At 75.5% G+C, this 7,093-nt stretch carries 7 protein-coding genes; 3 read left to right on the top strand and 4 right to left on the bottom strand.

Features of this window, described 5'->3' with window-relative positions:
* Positions 1–32: 32 nt before the first annotated feature.
* The gene (locus tag E0D90_RS21610; RefSeq protein ID WP_130799726.1) at positions 33–737 is read left to right on the top strand and encodes a glycosyltransferase family 2 protein; all 705 of its coding nucleotides are present in this window, start codon (positions 33–35) and stop codon (positions 735–737) included.
* 41 nt (positions 738–778) lie between these two features.
* Here E0D90_RS21610 and E0D90_RS21615 read toward each other — a convergent pair whose 3' ends face one another.
* From E0D90_RS21615 to E0D90_RS21630, 4 genes are all read right to left on the bottom strand, one after another.
* Positions 779–1,522 (bottom strand): alpha/beta fold hydrolase, encoded by a 744-nt coding sequence (locus E0D90_RS21615; protein WP_227870389.1) that lies wholly within the window; start codon positions 1,520–1,522, stop codon positions 779–781.
* A gap of 243 nt (positions 1,523–1,765) precedes the next feature.
* The gene (locus tag E0D90_RS21620; RefSeq protein WP_130799728.1) at positions 1,766–2,191 is read right to left on the bottom strand and encodes a hypothetical protein; all 426 of its coding nucleotides are present in this window, start codon (positions 2,189–2,191) and stop codon (positions 1,766–1,768) included.
* Between the two features lie 210 nt (positions 2,192–2,401).
* Positions 2,402–3,217 carry a hypothetical protein gene (locus tag E0D90_RS21625; protein WP_103501587.1) on the bottom strand — a complete coding sequence of 272 codons (816 nt, stop codon included), beginning with the start codon at positions 3,215–3,217 and terminating at the stop codon, positions 2,402–2,404.
* A gap of 253 nt (positions 3,218–3,470) precedes the next feature.
* The gene (locus E0D90_RS21630; protein WP_103501588.1) at positions 3,471–4,226 is read right to left on the bottom strand and encodes a hypothetical protein; all 756 of its coding nucleotides are present in this window, start codon (positions 4,224–4,226) and stop codon (positions 3,471–3,473) included.
* A 193-nt stretch (positions 4,227–4,419) separates the two neighbouring features.
* Here E0D90_RS21630 and E0D90_RS21635 point away from each other — a divergent pair, with 193 nt between their 5' ends.
* Complete coding sequence (locus tag E0D90_RS21635; RefSeq protein WP_130799729.1) at positions 4,420–6,027, top strand: N-acyl-D-amino-acid deacylase family protein; 1,608 nt, start codon at positions 4,420–4,422, stop codon at positions 6,025–6,027.
* Positions 6,028–6,240: 213 nt separating this feature from the next.
* Positions 6,241–7,053, top strand: coding sequence for a (Fe-S)-binding protein (locus tag E0D90_RS21640; RefSeq protein WP_130799730.1), 813 nt, complete (start codon positions 6,241–6,243; stop codon positions 7,051–7,053).
* Positions 7,054–7,093 lie beyond the last annotated feature (40 nt).

The raw sequence follows: 7,093 nt of genomic DNA on the forward strand, positions 1-7,093 counted from the left end.
CCGCCCACCCCCGCCGAACGCGAGGGGCTGACGTGAGCGCGCCGCGCGCCCTCGCCGTGGTGATCCCCGCGCACAACGAGGAACTGCTGCTGCCCGCCGCGCTCCTCGCGGTCCGCCGCGCCGCCGCCCACCCGGCGCTCCGGGGCCTGCCGGTGATCACCGTCGTGGCCGCCGACTCCTGCACCGACGACACCGCCCGAGTCGCCGCCCGGCACGGCGCACTCACCGTCGCTGTCGACGCCTGCCGCCCGGCGGCGGCCCGGGCCGCCGGAGTCGAGGCCGCCCGCGACCGGCTCCGGCTCGACCCGCGGCACCTGTGGATCGCCTGCACCGACGCCGACAGCCGCGTGCCGCCCGGCTGGCTGCTCCGGCAGGCACGCTGGGCCGCCGCGGGCTGGTGCGCCACCGTCGGGACCGTCCGCCCCCACGGATGGCCCCCGGAACTGGACGCGGTGGTCCGCCGCCACCAGGGGCGGTACCGCGCGGCGCTGCGTCCGGACACCCACCCCCACGTACACGGTGCCAACTTGGGCGTCCGGGCGAGCGCCTACGAGGACGCCGGAGGGTTCCCCGACGTCCTGACCGGGGAGGACCGCGCTCTCGTCGCCGCCCTGGCCGACGCCGGACACCGCCTGCTGCGCACCGGCAGCTGCCCGGTGGCGACCTCCGCCCGCCTCACGCCACGGGCGGTCCACGGCTACGGCCATGACCTGGCCCGGCTGGCGGGCCGCCGCTGACCGTCGCCCCGGGCCGCCCCGGACCGGCCCGGACGTGCGGTCTAGCCGCCCGAGACGGTCAGCGGCTCGTACACGGCCGGCTCGTCCACGGCGGCACCGAATGACGCGGCCTCACCTGGGCCGGGAACCGTGCCGCGCGTCAGATCGGCGGCGAACTCCTCGGGCATCCCGTCCGGGTCGAGCATCCCGTGCACCAGCCGCACCGTCAGGTCGTGCCAGACCCGGGAACGGCGCAGCATCGCGTGGTCACTGCCGGGAATCCGCACCCCGCAGGCGGCCGCCCCGGCCGCACGTGCGCGTGCCACACACCGCCACGACCCGCGCGGGTCGGTCATCCGGTCGCGGTCGGAGTGGAGCAGCACCACCTGCCGCCCCGCCAGCTGCTCCACCGGATCGTCCGGCGGGCACCACGCGGCCAGGCCCACGACGCCCCGCACACCCGGGTGGCCTCCGGCCCACAACGCGGCCCGCCCGCCCATGGAATGACCGACCAGAACCACCGGCAGCCCGCCGAACCGCCCGGCCAGCCAGTCCACCGCCGCGCGTGCGTCACGGGCGGCGTCCGCGTCCGGGCCGTTCCATCCGCGCAGCCGGTACCGGGCCCGTGCCACCACCGCGTGCGGCAGCTCCCGCCGGAGCGCGGAGGCGAACGGACGCATCCGCCGCGCCGGCAGGTTCCAGCGCGTGGGGGGCTCCGGCCCGTCCTCGCGGCCGCCGTGCAGCAGCAGGACGGCGGCGTTCGGCCGGTCGGGGCGATGATGAAGCACCGGTGGGTGCTGGTCCACGAGAGGTTTCCTCCCTCGCCTCCGGTCCCGTGGGCGCGGTCCGGAGGCCACTGCGGCGGCGGGTGGTCGGTCGGGCGGGAACGGTCGCGGAGACACGCACCGCCCGTGCGTGCGCGCGCGTGTCCGTGTCGCGGTCGGCCCGGCCCGGGGCCCACCTGGTATTCGGTGCCGGACGCGGTCCGGACGGGTCGGATTCGGGGGCGCCGGAGCACGGGCGCCGGAGCACGGGCGCCGACGCGGTTGTCAGTGCGCCTTGCGGCCCCGGCCGCCACGCGCGGCCGCCACGCCGTCGGCGCCACCGGAACCGGCGGGCCGGCGCAGCAGGCCGATGACCGTCAGGGCGCCCCAGCCGACGCTGACCGCCACGGCAGGGGCACGTCGCCACGGCGGGAGGGTCGCGCCCAGCAGGGCCGCGTCACCGAAGTCGGCGGCGAGGCGGACGCACGCCGCCGTCGCCAGAGCCGGCCCGTTGGGGGCGAACAGCATCGCCGCGCCGCTGGCGGCGTCCCGCCAGCCCAGCGGCCGCAACGAGGTGGCGGTCTCGGGCGCCACCTCGCCGAAGCCGTCGGTGAGCCCCGAGGGCCGGGCCAGGTACTCCGGGCGGGCGGCCACAGCCAGTCCGTACACGGCGGTGGCGGCTCCGACGACCCTCAGAAATCGCGCGTCCATGCTGTCTCCTCGGCTTCGCTCGGTCGACAAAGGTCCAGTATGCGGCGCCTACCCAGCTCAGCGCCGGGCAACGGACCGCCGGCGCGACGTGGCGGCTCGCCCGACCGGGTGGTGCGGACGAGCGGAAGCGGGCGCCGCCCACGGGACGGGACCGAAACGAAAGACGGGCACGACGCGCGGTGGCGCCCCGACCGGGGCGCCACCGCGCGTTCACAGCTCCAGACGCAGATAGGCCCGGTCGTCGTAGCTGTCCTGATCCGGGCGCACACCCTTGGTCCCGGCCAGCTCGCCGATGCACAGCGGGTCCTCCGCCAGCAGGATCTTCAGATGGCGCTCGCTCTCCGAGAGCGTCCCCATCAGCTCCGGGTAGCCGTCGCTGCCGATGATGACCTCGCCGACGTTGGGCGGCAGCGCCGTGACGCCGATCAGCGCGTCCGGGACCCGCCGCCCGTCGAGCGTGCCGTAGGCCAGCTCGCCGGCCTCGGCCGGATCGGCGTTGGCGAAGTACACCTGGCGGGTGAGCAGCGGCATGATGGCCGCCCGGCCCGGGTCGTCGGCGGCCAGCTCGTCCAGGGTGGCGCCCCGCAGCAACTCGGCGCGGAGCACGGCCGCCCGCATCTCGACGTTGACCCGGTCCACCTTCTTCTGCCGCGCCTCCGCCGGGCGCCCGGGGAAGGTGAAACCGACGTCGCCGACCTGCCAGAGTTCGCGGCGGGCGGCCGAGTACAGGGTGATCGCCGCCGAGGGCCTCTCCAGCTCCGGCAGTCCGTCCGGCAGCTCGGCCGCGACCGCCTCGCTCAGCGCGTCCACGGCGGCGCGGGCGTCCACGCCCGGCTCCAGTCGCTCGACGGCCTCCGACAGCACCAGCATGACGAACCGTCCACCGGACAGGCCCGCGAACCGACGGCCCGACTTGTCCGTCGCACCGTCGATGACCCCCGAGAAGTGCGTGCCCAGAACGATCCCGTCCTCGCACGCCTCCGGCACGCCGCCCTTGGCGGCGATGAAGCTCTCGACGACCCTCATGCGCTCCAGGGTCTCATCCGGAGCATGAAAGGGATACCCCGGGAAGAATGCCGCATGATCACTCCCGCAGCGCCACACAGCGCCCGCGCGTAAGCCCCGGCGCGACGCTGAACAGCGGCGATCCGGCGCGACGGTGCGACGTGGGCGCGGAGGCGGCGGTGCGGTGCGGGGGGTGAGGGAGGTGGCCGAACTCACCCGCGGTGGACGAGCGGCAGGCGAGACGGGCCCCGCGCGAGCCTTTCCGCGTCGGTGGTCAGCCGCGCTGCGCCGGAACCCGGGCTCCCGACAGCGGCACCCGGTGCAGCTCCTTGGGCACGCCCACATGGCCGTCGCGCAGCACCGGGGCCTCGACCAGCACCGCCACGTTCTCCGGCACGTCCCGGTCCCCGCCGCGCTCCGCCAGCCAGCGGGCCGCCGCGACCGTGCCGAACGTGTGCGACCCTGCCACGATCACCAGCCGCCGACCCGGGGCGAACGGGCTGGGCGCCCGCACCACGTAGCCGAAGTCGCGGACCACCCGCTCCGTCGCGACGACACCCTCGTGGCGGCTGCCGTCCCAGGTGATGACGTTGCCGCTCACCGTCAGCGGCAGCCCGGGGATCTCCGCCAGCGCGCGCCCCGTGATCTCGTTGGTCTTCGGACCGCCCAGCAGCAGCAGGTCGGACTCCAGATCCCGGCCGGGCAGCCGCTCCGAGAGGCTCACCTGCTGGAGGTCGACCTCCCGGTAGGCGCGCGCCAGCCGGGGCACCAGCAGCGACATGGCACGGACCTGGCCGACGCCCGTCGTCGGCCGCGTGTACTGCCCGGTGTCCACCTCCGCCGAGCTGGAGACCACCATCACCAGCCGCCCCGCCTCGTCGGGGAACCGCCAGGTGCGGCGCGCGGGCAGGCGTTTGACCAGCAGCCAGCGGACATAGCCGGCCCCCGCGGTCAGGGCGGCGCCGACCACGAGCGACAGTGCCTGGTCGCGCACGATGTCGGCCAGGTGTTCCACGGCTGCTGCGAACATTCGGCCCACAGTACCGGCGCGCACCGACACTGTCAGCGGTGCTTGATCATGAACTGCCGAGCAGGGGAACAGAGTTGACGTTACGTCCGGGGCGCGCCGCGCCGTCGGGCCGACCGCCCGCCGGGCCCGTCCCTCACCTCTTCCCTCACCCCGGCCCTTGAACGGGCCCGGCGCGGCACCGCAGAGTGGGGCCATGAGCTGTGACCTGGTGCTGCGCGGCGGCACGATCATCGACGGCACCGGAAGCCCGGCCCGGACCGGCGATGTCGCCGTCACCGGCGGCCGGATCAGCGCGGTGGGTCCGGAGCTGACCACGCGCGGCCGCCGTGAGATCGACATCACCGGCGCGGTGGTGTGCCCGGGCTTCATCGACCTCCACTCGCACGCCGACTTCACCGTGATGGGCGCGCCCGGGGCCCCGACCCAGCTGCTGCAGGGCGTCACCACCCTCGTCACCGGCAACTGCGGCTTCTCCCCGTTCCCCGTGGTCCCCGAACACGCCGACGAACTCCGCGCCCTCTGCGGCTTCCTGGACGACAACCTCAGCTGGGAGTGGACCACGGCGGCCGGTTACGCCGACGCCGTCGGCAGGCTCCCGCTCGGAGTCAACCTCGCCCTCCAGACCGGCCACGGCGCGCTGCGTGTCGCCGCCATGGGCACCGGCGACCGACCGCCGGCACCCCGCGAACTGGAGCGGATGCGGCAGCTCCTCGCGGCCACCGCCGACGACGGCGCCGTCGGCTTCTCCAGCGGGCTGATCTACCCGCCGGGCATGTACGCCGACACCACGGAACTGACCGCGCTCGCCGAGGTCGCCGCCGCTCACGGGCTCCTCCACAGCACCCATATGCGCAGTGAGGGCGCCGGGCTCGCCGGCGCGGTGGACGAGGCACTGACCGTCGCCCGCGACAGCGGGGTCCGGCTGCAGATCTCCCACCTGAAAGCGGCCGGAGTCGCCAACTGGGGCACCGTCGGCGACGCGCTGGAGCGGATCGAGGCCGCCCGCGCCGACGGGCTCGACGTCGCCGCCGACCAGTACCCGTACAGCGCCTCCTCCACCACCCTCACCACCCTGCTGCCCGACTGGGCCCTGGACGGCGGCGTCGCCGCCCTCCTCGACCGCCTCGCCGATCCCGAGCGGTACCGGAGCATGGCCGCCGAGATGACGGCGGCGCTGGAGGCCGGAACGTTCCGGCCCGAACGCGTGACCCTCGCCGGGCTGCCGGACGACGACGACCCCCGCCACGGCCACCTCATCGGCCGCACGGTCGCCGACGCCGCCGCCGAACTGGGCACCCCGCCCGCCGAGACCGTCCTCGACCTGCTCGCCGCGCACGGCGGGCAGATCGCCAGCATCCACCACTCCATGTCCGAGGACGACGTACGGCACGTCATGCGCCACCCGGGCGTCGCCGTCGCCAGCGACGGGTGGATCCTGCGCCGGTCCGGCCCCGGCCGCCCCCACCCCCGCAGCTTCGGCACCTTCGCCCGCGTCCTCGGCCACTACAGCCGCGACGAGAGCGTTCTGGGCCTGCCGGAGGCCGTCCGGAAGATGACCGGCCTGCCCGCCTCCCGCCTCGGCTGGACCGACCGGGGCGTGCTGCGGCCGGGCGCCGCCGCCGACCTCGTCGTCTTCGACCCGGGCACCGTCGTCGACCGCTCCACCTTCGCCGAACCGTGGCGGACGGCCCACGGAGTGGCGCACACCCTGGTCGCCGGCCGGTTCGCCGTCGAGGACGGGGAGGCGACCGGCGCGGGCGCCGGGCGGGTGCTGGGACGGCCCGGCGCGGACGCGGGCTGACCGCGCCCGCCGCACGAGGGTGACGCGGAGGTGCCACCGCACGCCCCCGGTGACGCGGCCCGCACGGGCCGGGACATCGCCGCCCGGCCCGTATAGCGTTCGACCGGCAGCCACCGGCAGCCACCGGCAGCCACTGGCAGCCACTGGCAGCCACTGGCAGCCACCGGCAGCCACCGGCAGCCGACCGGAACCGGAGGGAGACCGGCACCGCCCATGCGCATCGCCCTCTTCGTCACCTGCGTCAGCGACACGCTGTACCCACAGACCGGCAAGGCCGTCGTCACCCTGCTCGAACGGCTCGGCCACACCGTCGACTTCCCGCGACAGCAGGTCTGCTGCGGCCAGATGCACTTCAACAGCGGCTACCGCCCCGAAGCCATGGCGATGGTGCGCTCCTTCGTCGACGTCTTCCGCCACCACGAGGCCGTCGTGGTGCCCTCCGGCTCGTGCGCCGGGATGATCCGCGACCACCACCGCGTCCTCGCCGACCAGTACGGCGACGCGGAGCTGCGCGCCGAGGTCCGCCGGATCACACCCCGCGTCCACGAACTCACCGAACTCCTCGTCGACGTCCTCGGTGTCACCGACGTCGGTGCCTCCTTCCCGCACCGCGTGACCTACCACCCGACCTGTCACTCGCTGCGGGCCCTGGGCGTCGGCGACCGCCCGCTGCGGCTGCTGCGCGCCGTGCGCGGCATCGACCTGGTGGAACTGCCCCGCGCCGAGTCCTGCTGCGGGTTCGGCGGCACCTTCGCGCTGAAGAACCCCGACGTCTCCAGCGCGATGCTCGCCGACAAGCTCCGCGACGTACTCGACAGCGGAGCCGAACTGCTGACCGCCGGCGACAACTCCTGTCTGACGCACATCGGTGGCGGCCTCAGCCGGCTCCGCACCGGAGTCGGCGTCCGGCACCTCGCCGAGATCCTCGCCGCCACCGACGAGAACCCCGACCGCCCCGGCGTGGACCGCGACGCCCCGGGCACGGGACGCCCCGCCCGAGCGGCGAGAAGAGAGCCGCGCCGATGACGCCACCGCCCCCGGCGAACAGCCCCGGGCCCACGCCCAC

It is taken from the genome of Streptomyces otsuchiensis, from assembly GCF_004305975.1.
Taxonomy (GTDB): Bacteria; Actinomycetota; Actinomycetes; order Streptomycetales; family Streptomycetaceae; genus Streptomyces; species Streptomyces otsuchiensis.